Consider the following 18,996-nt stretch of genomic DNA (forward strand, 5'->3'; position numbering starts at 1 on the left):
ATAAGGTTAGCAGGGAAGGTAATAGATGTTTTCAAAGGCTTCTAAGGCCTATCAGTATAAAAAAAATAATTCGTATAGGATATTGCTTTAAGTTCCAGTTTTAAATTTCCTATTTAAGTAAAGTACTTTTAAGTGCTGCATTAACTTAGTTAATTCGGGACGCGTTTCTATTATAATGATTAAAAGCCAAAATATTAATCCACCAAAAAGCATGTAGGCAAGAGAATTGTAAATGCCAATCCATATTACAATTGATAATATTAATTTAGATAACCAAAAAATTAAAAAACCTGATTTGAATTTCATTTTATATTTAAAAACATATAAAATATATAAAGGTAATGTTAAGCAAATGAAGGCTAATGCATAAAACGCAGCAATAGCGGTTAAAGATATAGTAGCCCCATATATTATGCCTGCTATAATAAATCCTGAACTTAGCCAACCTGCAAACATTAAAAGTCTTTCCATTTTTTCCATTACCATGATACTCCCTACAGTAGATAATAATGTTTGGGTTAATATGAGTAGCCCGAAATAGGGGAGCAACTGTGAAACTTCATTCCAATTATTTCCCCATAAAATTGAAACAAACCCTTTGGGAAATAGTATTAATATCAATGCAATAGGAAAGGCTATGATGGAAATCACTTTTAAAATAATATAATACTCTTGTTGTACGTCTCCGCCTTCCTTTTTAAATTTTACAAGGCTTGGAAATAAAACCGAATTAAAGAGACCCGTTACCAAATTAAGCGGTAATTGTAGCATTAGGTATGCTCTGTTATAAACACCAAGTTCATTTGTTCCATAAAACTTTCCAACAATAAGATTGTCGGTATTTCTCGCCCAATAATTAACAGCATTAAAACCCATCAAACTACCAATTAGTTTTCGTGCCAGATAAAAGGATTTAAAGAGAACAGGCTTTTTAATCAATGAAATTTTAATATTAGTTTTATGGTAAACCAAACCAATTACAATAAAGATGTTTACATATTGGGACCATATTAAAGACCAATATGTAAATCCTACATAGGCTAAACAAATGGTGCTGAGCGTAGCAACAACTGTACTATAGAACACGGTTTTTCCAATAAAGGCAAATTGCAGTTGTTTCTGAAGCACCGCTAGCGGCACTATACTTAGAGATCGAAAAATGAATAAAAACGCAATAGCTATGCCAGGCAATATTAATTGCGAAGAGTTATAAAATAATGAAATAGGATAAATTAATAAAAGTGTAATTATGCACAATAGTAATCCTGTGGCGATAGATACAGCATTCAAACCTCTATAAAATGTATCTCTATAGTCAGAACGTATTATCGCCATTGAAATACCGCTATCAGAAAATACTGTTATAAAACCGGAGAATACTGTAATCAATCCTACTAAACCGAAGTCTGACGGAAGTAATAAACGGGAAGTAATAAAACTCGCAAAAAAACTAATTATTTGACTTAAGTAACTATATCCCCCCGTTATAAGGATATTTTTAAAAAAGAGTTTTCTAAAGGACATTAATATTGTAGCAGGATAAGTATTGTTTTAATTAAACTGTTAAGCAGTTTTTAGCATCCTGCTTGTTCCTATTGAAACCATTTGTTCAAAAATTTTTACAACAATAGAGATAAATTTAATGCTGTAAGTAATTAAATGTTTTTTTCAAAATAAGAAAAACAACCGTAAAAAATGCGCCGATAAGCCCACCAATTATAATTGAGGATAGTCGTCCGGGTTTATTTGCTTCTAAAGGTAAAGTAGGCTCATCAATTACCTGGTAAAGAGGAGTTTCTTTTTGCAGTGTAATTTTTGCCAGTTCAAGGTTCTGCAGCACCTGCCCATAAGCTTGCCCCAAAGCGGCAGCTTTTGCTTGATTTTGTTGAGCGCCTGCCCTTCGCACCTGATAAGCCGGATTTAAATTAAAGGCTTGGTCAGTTTCTGCTCCAACAGCTGTAATTGCACTACCTAAAACATCCCTTAAACTATCTGCTTCTTTTTTTAGCATGTTTAAATTTTCTTTGGCTATGCTGGTTTTGGTATCAATATAAAAAGCTGAAGTTACTGCTACAAGATATTTAGTAAGGTAAAAAGAGAATTCCGGGTTTTTCGAGGTGGTTGTAACTGCATAAATGCTTTGGGCTTTATCAGGTTTTGAGACGTCAAGCATTTCATTTTGTACAATGTTATAAATAGTCCTGAATAAACTATCTTGTATTAAAGTCATTCGTAAAGGATCATCTGGAAACGGATACGCTTTTCTTAATTTTTCATCTTTTTGCCAGGCTTCATTCAGTTTATTATTCCTGATTAAAATGTTTAAAAGGATTTCATTACTCTCAATTGGTTTTGAGAATAAAGCCTGCTGCACCATTCGTCTTGACTTCATCAATGTAATAATATTGTCGCCTGAGAAAACATCATTATTGTCATTTCCAAAGCTAATTCCAAACTGGTTAGCAAGCCCCATCAAATTTCCCCCAGATGACGAATTTGTTGAAAGAACAAAATTAATTCTTGCTTTATATTCTGATTCTGCAATTGATGCGTATATCAATCCGATCAGCCCACTTAAAACTCCAACTATTGCAATAATTAGCCATTTCGAAAAAAGAAATCGAACAATTTTTTTTATTTGTTTAAAAATATCTTTTACAGTAACCTCTTCGTTATTTTCCATTACTATTGCTCAATTAAGCGCTATTCGTTTATTAATTATCAATTCCTCAATATCGCTATCACCACTCCCGCCAATGAAGCCAAAGCACTTGCAATGCCTATAAACTCACCCGGTGATAATCTTCGTTTTTCTTCCTTCATCGGCACAATTACCTCCGCCCCTGGCCTAACTTCCGGTGTACTTTTAAAAAACAAGAACCCTCTCTTTGCAGCAGCTTTGCCATTGGCATATACCACATAAGTCCTGCTCTTTTTGCCGTTTTCAGAAACACCACCGGCAGCAGCTACATAATCATTTACGTTGTACCTTTTATTATACGGTATTTGTGTGGGGAATAATACACTGCCGCTTATCCTTACCTGTGCATTATATTTAGGAATAATTAATTCATCCCCGGCCATTAGCACCACATCTTCCGGAGAACCGGGATGAGACAATATTTCTTTTATATCCAGGGGCAATTGGTCCGATTGTTTTTGGGCAACTTGCTGCTGTTGTAAAATCGTTGAATCATCCAGCTGTTGCTGAATGTTGGAAATGACTTGTTGTTTAGCTTGTGCCGTTTGATCACTAAAGTTATACCGCTTTATATAAGCGCCGTCAAGATAAGCCTCTGGTGTAAAGCCGCCAGCGCGTTTTATAAGATCGCTCACACGCTCTTCCCGTTTTTCCAAAACATAAGGTCCCGGATATTGCAACTGACCGGAAACCTTAACCGATTGAAATGCAATAAAACCTGGCTTACGCTTGATGGTTACAATATCGGATGGCTGCAGAAACACATTATTATTGGCTGCAGAAATATCATCTATATTATTTACTTCTATAATAGTGCTCGCCCTCACATCCTGCGCCGTTAGTGAATCCCTTCTTATCAACCGTGCCACTTCTATACGTTGCGGGAAAGCAGCATCGGTGAAACCGCCGGCCTGAAGGATAACATCTTTTAAAGAAAGGCTGTCGCGAAAATCATAATAACCAGGATTTCTTACTTCACCCAAAACAGATACAAAATACTGGTCCCTTAAATCGAAGATGGAATTGATAACAACCGAGTCTTCACGCTTTAATAAGATAGCCTTTTCAGCCAGCGTATCAGATGGATTGAAGGAAAGCAGCTCTTTTGTAAAATCCGGCTTTAAACGGAATATCTGGGCACGCTGTGTAAATGCATCTTCACGTAATCCATCCGCTTTATTAATTAAATCCCTTAATGTCATCCCATCTGTCAGCTCATAAATTCCTTCCCGGAAAACAGCGCCTGTGAGCGAAATCCGGTTACCATACCTGTTTAATATTCTGCTTACAATTACGCTGTCGCCGCCCTGCATCTGGTAGGAATTAAAGTTGGCTGCGCTCACATCTTTTACGCCGAGTTCCCTTCCGGTAAACTGAACAATTTTTACAGATGCCTTATAAGCACTGTCCGTAAAACCGGAAGCATAGGTAAGCAGATCGCTCATTGTTTCGCCAGGCAGCATTTCAAAAATACCGGGACGTTTTACATAGCCATCAATAATCACCCTTGTTTTATAAGTTGGGATTCTTATTACATCATTATTTTGCAGCGTTATATTATCGCTTGCATCGCCATTAACAAGAAATCGATAGAGGTCTATCGTTCTATACAACTTATTACTCCTGATCAATTCAATACTCCTGAAACTGCCAAATTCTGCCGGGCCACCTGCCACGAACAATGCATTAAAAGCTGTGGCCAATGAAGGCACTGTATAATTACCTGGCTTATTGCTGCCAATTACCGTTATGCTTATACTTTTTATCTGGCCTACAGTTATACTAAGTTTTGAGCCTCCGGAGCGCAACGTTGAGTAAGCCGTACGGCCCATTAAGCTGCTTATTTTTTGTGTGGCATTTTCTATGCTTAAACCTGCTACCTGCACCTGGCCAACATTTGGAATGAGAATATTCCCTTCAGGAGAAACATTTAATTGCATGCTTGCTTCCTGAACGCCGTACACATTAACATTAAGCTGATCGTTAGGCCCAATAATATAATTAACCGGGGTTGCAACAGGTATATTAGGTTGAAAGTTTAATGTTGGATTATTAAAAAGCTCTGCGCCAAAAATGCGTGGGTCAATTAATGGCTTATGTTCAGTTGTATCGTAATATTGATTTATGGTTGTATCCTGAAGGTTTTGCGTAAGCTGGGTGTCAGGCTGATTTCTTTGAATATTATTATTCTGACTTGGATTTGTTGTATTTAGCTGCAACAGGCGTGACCGCAATTTCTGAACTTCACTTACCGGCATTCCCTTGGAAATGGCCAGTTGTTCCGCCTGCTGTTGCGTTAAGCCTGAGGTTTCTAGCTGCTTTTTCAGTTTTAAAATGTCAGCATCAGACAGCTTATCTACTTTAACCGTACTTAAGTCCGTGCCCCGTAATAAATCCTGGCTTTGTGCTGTAAATGTGAGACATAAAAAAAATAAAGCCAGGCTTAACAGCCGGAGTATTGATTTTTTATACATTATACTATAATGTTCTGATGTAAATATATGGCTTCGCCCCCTGAGTCACACTAAAATAAAAAAACCTTCAAGCTTAAGAAGGTTCTATTTTAAAAATTGAGGGCTCATTAATAATTCAAAAAATATGGCGGCAAATATAACAATTTTAGAGCTGTTTGTTGCCCAGTTAAAATCTTTAACTAATTTGAAATTATACTTAGAAGAGAACCTGGGCTTTCTGCAGGCTTTCGGGCCTGCCCACATCTATAAATTTTGAGCCGGAATGGTTATAGGAAAGGATTGAATGGCTGGCGCATAATGATAAATACACATCAACCATGGAAAACTTTATTTCAGGTGGTTGCATTAACGGAAATATTTTTGTGCTGATGATATGTAAGCCGCTAAAAGCCTCCGATATTAAATTATTTTCATGCCGCATGACTTTTTCTTCGCCGGTCTTTATGTTTTTCCAGCCGCACAAAATACCTGCTTCATTAAATAAAAAGTACCGCGACGTTTCACGGTTGGTGGTTGCTAGTGTTGCCAGCGGTTTATTTTTTTTATGAAAGGCTATCATTTCATCCAAATGTAAATCTGTAAGCACGTCAACATTCATCAGTACAAAATCTTCTTCATCTTTAAAAAACCATGCTGCCCTTCTTAAACCACCGCCGGTTTCGAGTATGGCGTCTGTTTCATCTGAAACGCTTACGCGGCTTCCCCAGCCATCATTATTTTTTATAGCCTGGATAATTTGTTCGGCAAAATGATGCACGTTTACCACCACATCATATATACCAAACTGCCGCAGGTATTCAATATTGTGTTGCAATAAAGATTTGCCGTTTACTTCCGCCAGCGCTTTTGGATGATGTTCTGTAAATGGTTTTAGTCTTGTACCGAAACCGGCTGCGAGCAACATTGCCTTCATGCAATTTCCGTTTGTTTGGTTGAAATTTCTTTTACCCAGTTACATTCATTCAAATGTGTTACCCGCACTTTTACCTTGTATTTTGCAACAAGATGTTTGGCAGTTTGTTCGGCAGCATACACGCTGCGGTGCTGGCCGCCGGTGCAGCCGAAATTTATCATAAGGTTACTGAACCCACGCTTAATAAAATCCTCCACCGAAATATCAACCACATCATATATGCCGTTTAAAAACTCGTTCATGCGTGTTCTTTGTTCAAGAAAATCGGTAACTTTTTTATGCTGGCCCGTAAGCGTTTTATATTCTTCAAATCGGCCCGGGTTCAGCAGGCCACGGCAATCAAATACAAAACCGCCGCCGTTGCCGCTTTCATCCTGCGGAATTCCTTTTTTATAAGAGAAGCTATTAATAGTTACAACAAGCGGCGTATGCTGGTCTGCCTGGAATGGTTCAAAATTGGTTATAATTTCCGGCGATGTGATCGCATCAAGCATGCGGGTTAATTCGGAAGTACTAATGCCCACATGACTGTTTTGCAAAAAGTTCTTAAGGTTTTTTAAAGCTATGGGAATGCTGGTTAGAAAATGCGCTTTGCGTTCAAACAAGCCCCTGAAACCGTAAGCGCCCAGCACCTGCAGCATGCGTATCAAAACATAGCCATTATATTGACCAACAAAAACCTGCCGGTCAATAGGCCTGGAAAGCAATTCATCAATAACGTTAAGATAATATTTCAGCAGCTGTTCTTTCCATTCATCGCTGAGGTTGGCTTTTGCCTGCCATAATAAACTTGCAACATCATACTGGAGAGCGCCTTTCATGCCGCCCTGGAAATCTATGAAATGAACCTCGTCATTATTAATAATAATATTACGGCTTTGAAAATCGCGGAACATAAAATATTTATATTCCGTTTTAGTAAGATATGTTGCCAATGCGTCAAAATCATCCAGCATTGCCTGCTTATCATATGGCAACTGAAGGGTATCGAGAAAATAATATTTAAAATATAACAGGTCGCTTAAAATAGCCTGCCGGCCAAATTCTTTTGCTGTTAAGCATAAATCATAATCCATGTCTTTATCGCCTGCAATCTGCACATGGGCCAGTTGTTTCAGGCTTTCTTTGTATAAACGAAAAGTATAGTCGGTGTAGCCATGCTTTTCCAACATATCAAGCAGGCAAACTGTGCCAAGGTCTTCCTGTATATAAGTTGTCTGCTCATCATTTACAAAATAAATTTCGGGCACAGGCAGTTGCTTGTCTCTGAAATGTTTGCTGAAAGCTATAAAGGTTTTGTTTTCTTTTATATTAAGATTATAGGTGGCGATATAGGTTTTATCGCTAAAAAAGATACGGAAATAAATCCTGTCGCTGCCGCTGCGTGGTAGTTGTTCAATGTGTTCCGGAGCCTGCTTAAGATAAGCTTCACACAATTCCCATATTTTATCGATTAGTATTTTCATTGGTGCAAGTCTGTTTTTTCAATGGTTTCATGTAACGTCCTGTTGTACATTCCCCTGCTTGAAAAATATATTCTACATGGGCGTTTCATTGGCAGGTACTTTTATTTTTTTAGGGCGGTAAATGTAATCTTAAAATTGTTAAGAAAATGAAGTTATGAATTTGGAAAATGTATTGCTTTTTTGTTGAAAAAAGGCCGGCAAGAATAGATCATAGCACGGCCTGGAACTAAATCATAAAAGAACGAATTGCTTATTAAAAGCTCAGTGGCACATTTAATTTTATACCAAAATTCCTGCCCATATTGAACACTCCTTGCCTGCCTGTAACATTATTAACAGCGAGATACTTAAAGCGGCTTAAATTATTCTGATAGGCAATGTCCCCAAGGTTTTCACCTGTAATGCTAAGGGTGCAAATAGTTTTGCCTTTACGGGCAATATCTGCTGAAACATGTGCACCCATTAGCCAGTAACCGGGTGTTGCAGTTTCTGTGTTATAACCGGTGAAAGGATCGTTCTGTGCAAAATTATAATCGCTTTCAATTCCTGCAGTAATGTTACGGATGAAATTGCCCTTGCGTAAAACATCCACGGCAAGTGAAGTGATTAAGCGCGCCGATGGTACAAAAGGAATATTATCTGATCCATCAATAGCTTTTGAAAACTGCCCGCGGGCATAAGAAAATGTATTCTTGAAATGCAGCCAGTCCAAAGGATGCGGATGTATGTCGAGGCTGAATTCAGCACCGTATAAATGAGCCGTTTGCTGCGCAAATTTAAATACCTGCAGTTCATCGCCGCTTTCGGGATCAACAATTAAAGAATCGCCGCCTGAAGCATTTTGCATGCGTTCATAGAAAATAAAATTATGAATGTGATTGTAGAACAAACTTGCATCGAGTGAAACGTGTTCCGTGGTCAATTCAATACCTGCATCCCCCTGCAAACTCGTTTCGGATTTTAAATCAGGATTACCCACTTCATAACGGTTGGTGCCCTCGTGTGCGCCATTGCTCGAAAGCTCTGCAAAATTCGGCGCCCTGAAGCCACGTGCAATATTGGCTTTAAAAGCAAGCGTTTTTGATATTTCATAACTCAGGCCTGCGCTGCCTGAAATGTTTGAATAATTTTTATGAAAGGCCACGAATTTAGTTTCGCCATTTTCCTGCATGGCATCTCCAACGGCATGCCTTGTATCGTATCTTAGGCCGCCGCTTACTGTTAGTTTGTCTTTTGTATATTGTGTGAAAGCAAAACCGCCAATATCAAACAAATTATAATCGGGAATTAAAACCTCTTCTGCTTTATTTTCATTGGTTTGATACATGCCTGTTACGCCAAAGCTCGTGCGCCAGTTATTATTATACGGCAAATGCCAGCGCACAGCATAATTAACGGTTTGAAGATTGAACCATGCATTAGGTGTTGATGCATCATCAGGATTGCCAAACTCCTGGCGCTGGTTATGCTGGTACCCAACAACAACATCCACATTACTTGCACCAACCTTAAAGTTATTATCACCTGTAACTTTAAAATGGCGAATGTGTTGAAAAGGAATTTCCATTGATGTTGTTTTAAAATCATCATTCGTTGCAATAGCTTCTGCACCGCCGGGCAATGTTTTTACAAACTGCCCCGTAGCTTCATCGCGGTCGCCTTCAACCATACCAATATGCTGATCGAAATTGCTCACAAGCAAATGGCTGTAGCCCCAATTGCCGCGATAACCAATCATGCCGCCAAAATTCTTGTTATAAAATTTTGAATTGAAGACATAACCATCATATTTATTCTTATAATCCTGTGCGCCTTTGTAAGAACCGTAAGCATTCCAGCTAAAACCATTTTTTGTACCGGCGATGTTGCCATAAAAACCACGTAATGCATTATTGGTTTGATATTCACTTAAAAAGTTTGCCTTGATTGTTCCTTCCGGTACAGGCACCTGTGACTGTATATTAATCACACCAGCCAATGCATCGCTTCCATACATTAAAGAAGCAGGCCCTTTTAATACTTCCACGCGCTGAACACTGTAATCATCAATTTCAATTCCATGTTCATCGCCCCATTGCTGGCCTTCCTGCGGAATGTTATCATTTATAGTGAGCACCCTATTATAGCCCAGGCCGCGTATAAACGGTTTTGAAATGGCCGGCCCGGTTGTAACAGCGTTTACACCCGGTACTAATTTAGTTAGTACATCAATAGCATTGGTAGCGGTGGTATTTACAAGGTCCTGTCGCTTCACAACACTTACCGGCTGCGGATTTTGTTTAATTAATGTGGCTGATGAAACACCGGTTACCGTTACGGTTTCATTTTCTACTGCTGTTTCATTTAATATAAAATCTTTTTGAACGGAACTTCTTAAATCAATCATCTGGGCATTGGTAGAAAAACCAATGTAAGAAACTTCCACCAGGTACTTACCAGGCGGAATATTATTTACCTGGTAGGTGCCATCCTGTTTGGAAATAACACCTTTATTTATATCATGAATAAGGATAGATGCACCTGGCAAAGCGGCGCCGGTTTTGGAATCGGTAATTTTCCCGGAAAGCGAAGTTGTTTTTTGTGCGTTGCAAAAGGAGAAGGCACTTAATATTAATATTGTATATAGTAACCCGTATTTTAAATAAGACATTGCTTAAGTTTTAAAGATTGATTTAATGCATCAATCCTGATAATTAAAATTGTTAATCAAAAAAACACTTAAGCAAAAGATGGAGGATCTGTTCCGGATGAACTTTCAACAATGGAACTATATGCAGGTAATAAATAGTAATAAAAAGCAGTAATACGGTGTTCAGGTGTTATAATTTCAATCTTGCTTACAACAGCATCGTTGTCTTGTGTAAGATGGAAGTCGCATATGCTGCAGGAGAAGTCTGCTTTTACATCAGCATCGCTGTTATCGGGCTGATGATGATGGCAGGCTAAAGAAATTTCATGTGTATGTAATGCCTTTACAGCATGCACCAGCACAAACAGCGTAAGAAAAAGAATTGCGCTTGTTTTTTTGAAATATGATGCATGTAATAAATTCATCGCAGGCAAAAGTAAAACAACTTATAAATTACAACAATGTTGCAAATTTTAATTATGGTTAAATTTCTTTAACAGCATTATACTTATAAATATTAACGGTCTCATTTATCTGCTGTAAGCTCTTTCAATTTTTCCCACATTTCAGGAATGCGCTTTATCCATACAAGTTCTTTCCGCTTGGTTTGCGCATCAATAGCAGGCGTTCCAAAATAGGTTTTATCACCATCAAGTGAAGAAGGAACGCCGCTTTGTGCAAACACCACCGCATTAGCACCAATGTTTAATGTTTTACTTACACCAACCTGTCCCCACAGCACAACGCCATCTTCAATAACGGAGGCGCCTGCAATGCCCACCTGCGCAGCGAATAAACAATTGCGGCCAACATTTGTATCATGGCCAATATGCACAAGGTTATCCATCTTTGTTCCTTTGCCTATGCGGGTTGAAGCGGTAACACCTCTGTCTATCGTGCAGTTAGCGCCAATCTCAACATTATCTTCGATAATAACATTACCACAACTCTGCATTTTCTTATACCACACCTCGCGTTCCTTTTTTGTATTATAATAAAAAGCATCGCTGCCTATTACTGTTCCGGACTGAATAATAGCGTTATTGCCAATCTCTGTATAATCCATTAAAGTAACATTGGGATAAATAACACAGTTACTACCAATCTTTACATCTTTACCAATAAATACATTTGGCATTATAACTGTGCCTTCGCCTATAACTGCGTTTTCGTTTTGCAATTTTTTTGCGGGATTGAGTGGCCGGAAATGATTTACAATTTTTAAATAGGCTTCGAATGGTTCCTGGGTAACAAGCAAATTTTTTCCGGCTGGTACGGTTACATCTTTTGTATTGATGATGATATGCGTTGCCGCGCTGTTTAAGCTTGCCTCATAATATTTTGGATGATCAACGAAACACAAATCGCCCTCTTCTACTTTATGAATTTCATTAATACCATAAGCCTGTGATGCAGCGTCGCCAACTATTTCAGCGTTTATCAGCTCTGCAATCTCATTTAAAGAAACAGGTTGGGGAAACTTCATTGATTAAATATTTTATGCAGCAAAGTTAAGTTGTAGTATATGGCTTACTGCATGTTTATAAGTTTTATAAATTCATTTTAAGCTATGAAAATTTACTTTTTGATTTTTGATTTTTGTTTTTTATTTAAAGCAATTCACATCAATAAAAAAAATTGTGCATAAAATTGTTTGAAAATTTTTTTGTGCAAGTAAAAACTATATCTAATATTGTGTCGGGAAATTTATTTCCCAGTTACTTACTAACCCATATATATACAAGGTCCCCCGATAAGTCGGGGGATTTTTTATTGTTATGTTTCGCTACTTTATCATATATAAGCCATATAAAACTTTATCTCAATTCACTTCATCAATTGATAATAAAAAAACATTAGCTGATTATTTTACTGTTCCAAAAAGCGTTTATCCTGTTGGCAGGTTAGATGAAGACAGTGAAGGTTTATTGATATTAACCAACGATACAAAGCTTAATCACCGGTTATTGAATCCGGCATTTGAACATGAAAGGGAATACTGGGTTCAGCTTGACGGAGAAATTACAGATGAAGCTATAACACAGATGCAGCAAGGATTGCAGCTCAATATAAAATCTTCATTGCATCAAACAAAAACAAGCGGTGTAATTATATTTGATGAGGCGCCTGCAGTTGCTGAACGTGTACCGCCCGTTCGCTATCGTGCAAACATCCCAACATCATGGATAAAAATAATTTTACGCGAAGGCAAGAACAGGCAGGTAAGAAAAATGACGGCGAAAGTTGGTTTTCCAACACTGCGTTTAATCCGTTATCGAATTGAAGACATTACTTTAAATGATATGAAGCCGGGTACGATAATAGAGCTTTCTAAAAAATCAATTTATAAAAAACTGTTTCATGGAAGTATATGAAGTGCGGGATGAAATGTATTCGATCACAACAGATGTTTCCAAACTTGATGTTAACGTTATACATCAGTTTCTTTCAAAAGAATCTTATTGGGCGCAAAGTGTTCCCATGCATATAATTGAGAAAGCAATTAAAAATTCTTTATGCTTTGGATTGTTTTATAAGGATGTGCAAATTGGCTTTGCAAGATTAATAACAGATAAAGCCACGTTTGCCTATCTGGCCGATGTGTTTATTATTAATGAATTTAGAGGCAAAGGATTATCCAAGTGGCTGATGAAAGCAATTCACGCGCATCCTGAATTGCAGAATTTAAGAAGATGGCTGCTTACCACAAACGATGCGCATGGTTTATATGAGCAGTTTGGGTGGACTAAAGTGCCTGATGATTATGTTTATCGTTTTATGATGCGGCATAATCCCGATGTTTATAAGAATATGGAGAATGCATAAACGAAAAGGCGTCCTGAATTTTTAAATCCGGACGCTCTTGCTTTGCTTTAGCTGTCATAAGAATTATTTCTGGAGCTTACATGGCAGCAAGCTGTACCTTTTGTGTAAGCTCTACTACGTTTTCGCGGAACAAGCTATCTGTATCCATAAGGTCTTTTACAGTCTGGCAACTGTGTATAACAGTTGTGTGGTCTCTGCCACCAAAATGTTCGCCAATAGTTTTTAAGGAGTTTTTAGTGAAGGCTTTTGCAAGGTACATGGTTATTTGTCTTGCCTGTACAATTTCGCGTTTGCGAGTTTTCTGCAGCAGCTTATCATAAGGTACTGCAAAGAATTCACAAACCATTTTCTGAATGGCGTCAATCGTAATTTCCTTGCTGCTGGTCCGTATAAAATTACGCAGTACTTTCTTGGCCAGGTCGAGATCTATTTCCCTTTTATTAAGTGAAGACTGGGCCAGCAAAGAAATCATGGCGCCCTCCAGTTCGCGTACATTATTACTGATATTATACGCCACGTATTTTACAACATCCTTTGGTAATTCAAGGCCATCATTCTTCATTTTACGCTCAAGGATTTCAATGCGTGTTTCATAATCAGGCACCTGCAGATCAGCACTTAAACCCCAGCGGAAACGGCTTAATAAACGCTCCTGCATGCCATCAAGGTCCTTGGGCGGCTTATCAGATGTAAGCACCAGTTGTTTACCGCTTTGATGCAAATGATTAAAGATGGCAAAAAGTGCGTCCTGCGATTTTTCAGCTTTGGCAAAGAACTGCACATCATCAATAATTAAAACATCTATTAACTGATAAAAATGAATAAAATCGTTGATGGCATTATTGCGGCTGTGATCCTGGAACTGGTTAATAAATTTTTCACTGCTTACATATAAAACAATCTTGTGCGGGTGCAGGCGCTTTACTTCATTGCCTATTGACTGGCCAAGGTGTGTTTTACCCAAGCCCACACCGCCGTATATAACCAACGGATTAAATGAACTTGCGCCGGGTTTTTCAGCAACAGTTTTGCCTGCACGGCGCGCCACACGGTTACAATCACCCTCAATGAATGAATCGAAAACATAAGCAGAATTGAGCTGCGGGTCAATCTGCATTTTCTTTATGCCCGGAATGACGAAAGGGTTTTTAACCTCATCATTTATTACAAGAGGAAAGCTCATTTCGTTATTGTTATAAAATTTTATATTACCGGCAGGCACATCCATGCTGCCGTTCTTTCCTTTACTGCCACTGTCAACTAAAATGCGGTATTCAAGCCTTGCAGTTTTACCAAGCTCACGTTTAAGTGTTTTTGCAAGAAGTGTTACATAATGCTCTTCAAGGTACTCAAAAAAGAATTGACTTGGAACTTCAATTAATAAAACATTGCCATTTAATTCAAGAGGGTTGATTGGTTCAAACCATGTTTTAAAATGCTGCCACTCTACTATATCTTTTATAATCTTTAAACAATTTTCCCATACTTTTTCTGCGGTTTTATTCATAGCAATTTCAAACATTATTTGAGTTAGTAGATTCTGTTCAACTGATAAAAAATCCCAAAAAAAATTTCATGATTTTCATAACGAAATTTCTTTGGGGACAGGAGGACGAATATCAAGACTAATATGTTGAAAAAAAAATTTTTTTAAGCGCATTTTTTTTACTTGAGCCTCGCTAAAAATAATTTTGGAAGCGCAAATATTTATAAATGAATAACATCAGCACGTTGATGTTTTTTAAATGCGATTTAAAAAAAATTTCCCTTTGTTTTTTTGATAAAAAAAGTGTAATAAAAAAGAAATTTTAAATATAAAAAGGGCTCATGTTTTTTTATGCATGAACCTTTTTTCTGAAAGCCTTATACAGCTTATGTTTGATGAAAATTATGTTGATAAATTATTTATGGAACAAAGTTTTGAAGTTATCAGGGATTTAAAATTTTTCACGAATTTCAATTTTTAATACCTGCATTCATGTTTATAAAACGCAAACCCTTGCTCTTATTTATAATATCGCTTTTGTATTGCTGCACTGCACTCTCTCAGGAAAAAAAGGATACGATTTATTTTGATCAGAATTGGTCAATATGTGAAAAACCTGTTGCGGAATATTACCGGGTATGTACATTAAACAAGGAGAAATCAATTTTTTATAAAGGCGACGTGGAAGATTATTTTATAAATGGGAAATTAGAAATGAAAGGACATTATAGTAATGATGGTAAGAAAAACGGGGCTTTTATTTTTTATAATAAAAACGGGGAACTGGTTAAAAATGGATTATACAAAGACAATGAGATGAAGGGGGATTGGTTGTATTATGATAACCTTGGAAGAATGGTGGTGCACTATATATGCAACAGCTCAACAGATTTTACCCCGGAACTTATTATAAATAACAATGGCGATACTTTATTGAAAGATGGTAACGGAAGATTTTCTTTTGACGTCCAAAAGGATTTGCCAAATATTTTCCCGGTTTCGGCAACATACATAGTAGAAGGTGAAGTAAAAAATCACATGAAAAACGGAACTTTTAAATATTCAAGTTTTACGTCCACGAAATATGAAGCCGTTTATACAGAAATATTCAAAGATGGCAGGTTTATCAGAGCAAATGAAAGAAATATGGTTTTAAATTATCATGTGCTGAACAAACCGTTAACGCTGCTAAACCTTACGGACAGAAATCTTGATAAAGTTGATAAATTCTATCATTTAAGCATTGTTTTTGGGTTTGACAGGAACTCCGATGATAAGCTGATAAACTTTTTACTCAATAATGAAACACCTTTCATTCAATTTAAAGCACAGCAGCCTTCTGATAATGATAAAGCCTTTTTTTATATAATAAAAAACGTTATACTTAATAGTTCATTTAAACAATTTTACATTGGAAATATGCTTGCCCCCCTTAATAATAATACTGCGCAAATTTATTTGCATCGTGTTTTTCTAAATTCGAAGGAAACGGTCTTTCCAAAAATAGAAGGTGATATCGTTTTAACTGTTGATACGTTTGGTTATGTTATACACGCTGCCTTCAGTTCAGGTCTTCCAAAAAAAGAAGTTAATTATATGCATTACTATTTTTCACGGTTGGCAGACCTGGCACCTTATGAAGACAGGGGTGAAAAAGTGATGAAAAATGTAGCCTTTAAATTGGCTATGCTTATTGACACTCTTAAAAGCGATTCAATCCGCGTAAATTATGTTGTATATAAAGCTGATTCAATAAAGGCAAATGAGCTTCGTAACTATCTTGCGGAACAGATGCTGGACACCGAAGTCCAAATACTGGCGAAGTTTCCTGGCGGTAACAACGCATGGCTGCGTTACCTGGAGAGAAATCTCAATGTACGAGTAGCTAAACAGCATGGGGTTCCAAACGGCCATTATACTGTTACAATTAGTTTCCTGGTTAATGCTGACGGCAGCATTTCAGATGTGCATGCAGAAAATGATCCAGGTTACGGAACAGCAGAAGAAGCTGTACGGGTTATGAAAAGAATGCCCAGGTGGATACCTGCCATCAGAGATGGAAAAAATGTAAAATACCGCCAAAAACAAAATATTGTTTTCGTGGTTTCCGGTGGGTAGAAACTTTAAATCCCTGCCAGTTCCAAACTCTTCTTTTTTAATCTTCTTATTTCCACATCTTCAATAACCGGTTCGGGTGATAAGATAAGCGAAGTATTATTTTCCCTCCACCAGTTATTATTTTTTAATTCAGTGAAAGGCAAAACGCCAACGAGATATTTACGTTCTGCCTCAGCATGCCATTCTTCAATCCATTCAAATTTTTCCTTGGGAATATATTGCCAGTCATCGAAGCTTACATAAGCTTTTATATAAAAATCTTCGCTTAGTTCAGGAACAATATGGTGATATAGTTTTTTATATTCATATCTGTAATTATAACGCAATGCAGATATATCGCTCAGCACAGCAGAAGCCGTGGGAAAGCTGCCCGCACCCTTGCCATAAAAGAATTGTTTATCAGCAAAAGAGCTTTCAAGAACAACGCCATTGTATTCATTTTTTACAAACGATAAATGATCATCCGCTTTTACAAACTGTGGTAAAACAAAGGCAGCTACTTTTCCATTTAATAACTTCTTTGCCTGGGCTACGAGTTTAATGTCGTAATGTTTTTCTTTGGCTACCAGCGCATCGCCTGATTGTATGTTTTGAATACCGCTGAAAACAATATTATCCGGATGTTCAACTATGCCATACGCGTGTGCCAATAAGATAGACCATTTATTAACGGCATCCCATCCATCCACATCTAACGTAGGATCGCTTTCCGCAAAACCTAATTGTTGTGCCAGCAATAATGCATCTTTAAAGCTCAGGCTCTCTTCAAACATTTTTGTAAGAATAAAATTGGTGGAGCCGTTTACAATTGCTTTTAATGAATGCAGTAGATCATTATCATAATATTCTTCCAGGTTTCTTATAACGGGAATGGAAGCGCAGGCTGCGGCTTCACATAAAAAGGATTTACCAGTTTGTTTTTGCAGTTCCAATAACTTGGGAAGATGTTCCGCTATCATTTTTTTACTGGCGCTTACGACATGTTTACCGTTTAATAAAGCTGTTGAAACAATTTCAAAAGCCGGTTCGCTTTCATTTATCACTTCAACAATTACATTTATTTCTTCATCGTTCAGCAATTCATCTTTATCTGTTGTAAACAATTCTTCCGGCGCATTTCTTTTTTTGCCGGGATGTTTAATACAAACCTTTTTTATTGTTGCATTTAAAGAAGATGTTTGCTGAAGCGCTTTATATAAACCTTCGCCTACCACACCAAAACCAAATAAACCTATCGTTAGCTTCTTATGATATTTTCCATTGTTGTTAATTGCCTTGCCCATATATATAGTTATTGATTGTTTAAATCGTTTATTCATTGCTTATACTGTTACCAATGCTTCTTCTTCCACTTTATTATATAAGAATGTTTTAATGGCTTCTTCTATTTGCTCATATTCTAATAAAAATCCGTCATGCCCGTAAGGTGAATGTATTTCCCTGAACTCAGCATAAGGAATATGTGCCGCAATAAATTCCTGTTCCGTTGGCGGAAAAAGCAAATCGCTTGAAATGCCGATAACCAATGCCTTTGCTTTAATCTGTTCCAGTGCTTTAACTGCACTTTCACGGCCGCGCCCAACATTATGGCTATCCATCCCCTTGCTTAAAAAATAATAGCTAAATGCATTAAAGCGTTTAGCTAATTTTTCGCCCTGGTATTGCTGGTAACTTTCTGAACTGCGTTCCCTGCTGTACAAATCATCTGATGTTATTTTTTGTGTGAGTTTATAGGTATCATAACTCCTGTAAGAAAGCAGAGCAATTGAACGCGCTGTTTTCATGCCTTCCAATCCTGCGTCAACATGCTGTTCTTTCCAGGTAACATCATTTTCAATTGCAAAACGCTGCGATGCATTAAATGCTACACCCCATGCAGAATGAAATGCATTAGTAGCAATAGGAATAATATATTGAAACAATTCCGGTTCTTCTATGCTCCATTCCAGCAATTGCTGGCCGCCCATACTGCCGCCAATGCCGATATGGATTTTAGAAATACCCAAATGATTTTTTAAGTGTTGATAAGCACGCACCATGTCCCTCGTGGTAAACCAGGGAAATGTATGATACCATGAATTATTGGTTGCAGGGTTTATATCAAATGCATTGATGCTGCCATAGCAACTGCCCGGCATATTTACACAAACAATAAAATATTTTTTTGGGTCGAAGAACTTATCGTTGCCCACAAGACCGCCCCACCATTCAGCAGGATCGCTGTTGGCGGTTAATGCATGAAATATCCAAACCACATTACTCTTGTCTGCATTCATTTTTCCATGCGTGGTATAGGCAAGATGAAAGCCGTTTAATACAACACCGCTTTCCAGCTTAAATGGTTTGTTACAGGTAAACGTTTTTGACACTTTCTCTTTTTTTT

Annotated in this window: 14 protein-coding genes; 3 read left to right on the forward strand and 11 right to left on the reverse strand. The window is 37.4% G+C overall.

What is annotated here, in order from left to right:
* Positions 1-87: 87 nt before the first annotated feature.
* From ACTHN6_RS17005 to lpxD, 8 genes are all read right to left on the reverse strand, one after another.
* The gene (locus ACTHN6_RS17005) at positions 88-1,524 is read right to left on the reverse strand and encodes an oligosaccharide flippase family protein (protein WP_440436976.1); all 1,437 of its coding nucleotides are present in this window, start codon (positions 1,522-1,524) and stop codon (positions 88-90) included.
* Between the two features lie 115 nt (positions 1,525-1,639).
* Positions 1,640-2,683 carry a Wzz/FepE/Etk N-terminal domain-containing protein gene (locus ACTHN6_RS17010; RefSeq protein ID WP_440436977.1) on the reverse strand — a complete coding sequence of 348 codons (1,044 nt, stop codon included), beginning with the start codon at positions 2,681-2,683 and terminating at the stop codon, positions 1,640-1,642.
* Positions 2,684-2,721: 38 nt separating this feature from the next.
* Positions 2,722-5,175, reverse strand: a complete 2,454-nt coding sequence (locus tag ACTHN6_RS17015) for an SLBB domain-containing protein (RefSeq protein WP_440436978.1) — start codon at positions 5,173-5,175, stop codon at positions 2,722-2,724.
* Positions 5,176-5,371: 196 nt separating this feature from the next.
* The gene (locus ACTHN6_RS17020) at positions 5,372-6,088 is read right to left on the reverse strand and encodes a nucleotidyltransferase family protein (protein WP_440436979.1); all 717 of its coding nucleotides are present in this window, start codon (positions 6,086-6,088) and stop codon (positions 5,372-5,374) included.
* Positions 6,085-7,554 (reverse strand): RapZ C-terminal domain-containing protein, encoded by a 1,470-nt coding sequence (locus tag ACTHN6_RS17025; RefSeq protein ID WP_440436980.1) that lies wholly within the window; start codon positions 7,552-7,554, stop codon positions 6,085-6,087. The genes ACTHN6_RS17020 and ACTHN6_RS17025 overlap by 4 nt, the downstream gene beginning before the upstream one ends.
* A 253-nt stretch (positions 7,555-7,807) precedes the next feature.
* A complete protein-coding gene (locus ACTHN6_RS17030) occupies positions 7,808-10,204 on the reverse strand; it encodes a TonB-dependent receptor (protein ID WP_440436981.1) in 2,397 nt (798 codons plus the stop codon).
* A gap of 68 nt (positions 10,205-10,272) precedes the next feature.
* Positions 10,273-10,608, reverse strand: coding sequence for a hypothetical protein (locus tag ACTHN6_RS17035; RefSeq protein ID WP_440436982.1), 336 nt, complete (start codon positions 10,606-10,608; stop codon positions 10,273-10,275).
* Positions 10,609-10,709: 101 nt separating this feature from the next.
* A complete protein-coding gene (lpxD, locus tag ACTHN6_RS17040; RefSeq protein ID WP_440436983.1) occupies positions 10,710-11,669 on the reverse strand; it encodes a UDP-3-O-(3-hydroxymyristoyl)glucosamine N-acyltransferase in 960 nt (319 codons plus the stop codon).
* A gap of 292 nt (positions 11,670-11,961) precedes the next feature.
* Between lpxD and ACTHN6_RS17045 the strand changes: the two genes are divergently transcribed.
* Together ACTHN6_RS17045 and ACTHN6_RS17050 are read left to right on the forward strand one after the other, a co-directional pair.
* Positions 11,962-12,558 (forward strand): pseudouridine synthase, encoded by a 597-nt coding sequence (locus tag ACTHN6_RS17045; RefSeq protein ID WP_440436984.1) that lies wholly within the window; start codon positions 11,962-11,964, stop codon positions 12,556-12,558.
* Positions 12,545-13,009, forward strand: coding sequence for a GNAT family N-acetyltransferase (locus ACTHN6_RS17050; protein WP_440436985.1), 465 nt, complete (start codon positions 12,545-12,547; stop codon positions 13,007-13,009). The genes ACTHN6_RS17045 and ACTHN6_RS17050 overlap by 14 nt, the downstream gene beginning before the upstream one ends.
* Positions 13,010-13,085: 76 nt before the next feature.
* On the opposite strand, the gene dnaA is transcribed toward ACTHN6_RS17050, so the two are convergent.
* The gene (dnaA, locus tag ACTHN6_RS17055; RefSeq protein ID WP_440436986.1) at positions 13,086-14,516 is read right to left on the reverse strand and encodes a chromosomal replication initiator protein DnaA; all 1,431 of its coding nucleotides are present in this window, start codon (positions 14,514-14,516) and stop codon (positions 13,086-13,088) included.
* Between the two features lie 471 nt (positions 14,517-14,987).
* On the opposite strand from dnaA, the gene ACTHN6_RS17060 reads away from it, so the two are divergent.
* Positions 14,988-16,613 carry an energy transducer TonB gene (locus ACTHN6_RS17060; RefSeq protein ID WP_440436987.1) on the forward strand — a complete coding sequence of 542 codons (1,626 nt, stop codon included), beginning with the start codon at positions 14,988-14,990 and terminating at the stop codon, positions 16,611-16,613.
* Positions 16,614-16,618: 5 nt separating this feature from the next.
* On the opposite strand, the gene ACTHN6_RS17065 is transcribed toward ACTHN6_RS17060, so the two are convergent.
* Positions 16,619-17,896 carry a homoserine dehydrogenase gene (locus ACTHN6_RS17065; protein WP_440436988.1) on the reverse strand — a complete coding sequence of 426 codons (1,278 nt, stop codon included), beginning with the start codon at positions 17,894-17,896 and terminating at the stop codon, positions 16,619-16,621.
* Between the two features lie 39 nt (positions 17,897-17,935).
* A complete protein-coding gene (locus tag ACTHN6_RS17070; protein WP_440436989.1) occupies positions 17,936-18,982 on the reverse strand; it encodes a homoserine O-acetyltransferase family protein in 1,047 nt (348 codons plus the stop codon).
* Between the last annotated feature and the right edge of the window lie 14 nt (positions 18,983-18,996).

It is taken from the genome of Parafilimonas sp. (genome assembly GCF_051953455.1).
GTDB lineage: Bacteria > Bacteroidota > Bacteroidia > Chitinophagales > Chitinophagaceae > Parafilimonas.

Excerpts from the sequence above, each read along its gene's own strand:
- ACTHN6_RS17005 (WP_440436976.1), bottom strand. The coding sequence starts at position 1,524 with ATGTCCTTTAGAAAACTCTTTTTTAAAAATATCCTTATAACGGGGGGA.
- ACTHN6_RS17010 (WP_440436977.1), bottom strand. The coding sequence starts at position 2,683 with ATGGAAAATAACGAAGAGGTTACTGTAAAAGATATTTTTAAACAAATA.
- ACTHN6_RS17015 (WP_440436978.1), bottom strand. The coding sequence starts at position 5,175 with ATGTATAAAAAATCAATACTCCGGCTGTTAAGCCTGGCTTTATTTTTT.
- ACTHN6_RS17020 (WP_440436979.1), bottom strand. The coding sequence starts at position 6,088 with ATGAAGGCAATGTTGCTCGCAGCCGGTTTCGGTACAAGACTAAAACCA.
- ACTHN6_RS17025 (WP_440436980.1), bottom strand. The coding sequence starts at position 7,554 with ATGAAAATACTAATCGATAAAATATGGGAATTGTGTGAAGCTTATCTT.
- ACTHN6_RS17030 (WP_440436981.1), bottom strand. The coding sequence starts at position 10,204 with ATGTCTTATTTAAAATACGGGTTACTATATACAATATTAATATTAAGT.
- ACTHN6_RS17035 (WP_440436982.1), bottom strand. The coding sequence starts at position 10,608 with ATGAATTTATTACATGCATCATATTTCAAAAAAACAAGCGCAATTCTT.
- lpxD (WP_440436983.1), bottom strand. The coding sequence starts at position 11,669 with ATGAAGTTTCCCCAACCTGTTTCTTTAAATGAGATTGCAGAGCTGATA.
- ACTHN6_RS17045 (WP_440436984.1), top strand. The coding sequence starts at position 11,962 with ATGTTTCGCTACTTTATCATATATAAGCCATATAAAACTTTATCTCAA.
- ACTHN6_RS17050 (WP_440436985.1), top strand. The coding sequence starts at position 12,545 with ATGGAAGTATATGAAGTGCGGGATGAAATGTATTCGATCACAACAGAT.
- dnaA (WP_440436986.1), bottom strand. The coding sequence starts at position 14,516 with ATGAATAAAACCGCAGAAAAAGTATGGGAAAATTGTTTAAAGATTATA.
- ACTHN6_RS17060 (WP_440436987.1), top strand. The coding sequence starts at position 14,988 with ATGTTTATAAAACGCAAACCCTTGCTCTTATTTATAATATCGCTTTTG.
- ACTHN6_RS17065 (WP_440436988.1), bottom strand. The coding sequence starts at position 17,896 with ATGGGCAAGGCAATTAACAACAATGGAAAATATCATAAGAAGCTAACG.